Annotated in this window: 2 protein-coding genes; both read right to left on the reverse strand. The window is 44.5% G+C overall.

Annotated elements, in window-relative coordinates:
- On the reverse strand, window positions 1-676 hold a 676-nt coding region (locus C5687_RS24240; RefSeq protein ID WP_338013988.1), incomplete at its 3' end, for a carbohydrate-binding protein.
- Window positions 677-937: 261 nt separating this feature from the next.
- Window positions 938-1022: EF-Tu C-terminal domain-related protein (locus C5687_RS24245; RefSeq protein ID WP_000740160.1), on the reverse strand; the 85-nt coding region annotated here is incomplete at its 5' end.

The following is a 1022-nucleotide window of genomic DNA, read 5'->3' on the forward strand; positions in this document are numbered from 1 at the left end:
GCGTACCGCTTTCATATAGGGTTGAGGAATTATAAACCGGCGCCTTGTTCAGCTGATCCTGAGTGTATGTGGTAACGACACCCAGTGGTTTCCAGGGACGGCCGTTGGAGCCGGTCGGGTTCTGGTTAGCGGCAAGCGAAGGATCGTCTCCTACGGTATAAAACAGAGCTTCATATTCCTGACCGTTTTTCTGAACTTTATCGCCTTTATTATAAACGGTGGAAGATGACCACTGCACAACGGGCGCATAAGCTTCCCATGGATTATCCTGGCCCGGAACAAAACCATATGCGCTTTGCGCAACCGAGGTTTTATACGTTGCATTGTTATAGCTAACAACATCACCCGCTTTATAAGCAACGCTATTATCATAGGCAGGATAAGTTACCGTACCACCACTGGTTTCACAGGTAACAGGATTACCGTATTTATCCATTTCAGCGGCGGTCGCGTTGCGTTCAAAACGCCAGGGGTTATTTGCCTGATCGTTAGCAGCATTGCCCGGGCAATCTGAGGCGCCTACCCACCATGCATTCTTATACACACCACCATCGAAAATAACTTCATAAGTACTGCCACCTTCCTGACCGCTCCATGCTTCGAGCGCGAATGCAGGCAACGCAGCACATGTCAGCCCCATGCAAAATAAAGCTTTCGTTGCGAGATTTAATTTCATTTTAAACATTCCTGTTGTTTTTAACCCATTGGGTTATTACATAACGATGTAGCAGCCCATAAAGTAATGACCACAGGAATCAAACTCAAATAAGTTTATATAACGAAAGCCGTTTTAAGAAATAAGCATGCTCATCTTACCAGTAAAGTAAATATTAATGATATCGCCTTATATTTATTTAAATTTGCATGTAGTAAAAATAAAAAAACCCCGAAATAAATTCGGGGTTTTTAAGACTAAAACGTTAATTAAAACGTGTAATTAGCCCAGAACTTTAGCAACAACGCCCGCGCCAACGGTACGGCCGCCTTCACGGATTGCGAAACGCAGACCGTCGTCCATCGCG

Source organism: Enterobacter sichuanensis, from assembly GCF_002939185.1.
GTDB classification, from domain to species: domain Bacteria; phylum Pseudomonadota; class Gammaproteobacteria; order Enterobacterales; family Enterobacteriaceae; genus Enterobacter; species Enterobacter sichuanensis.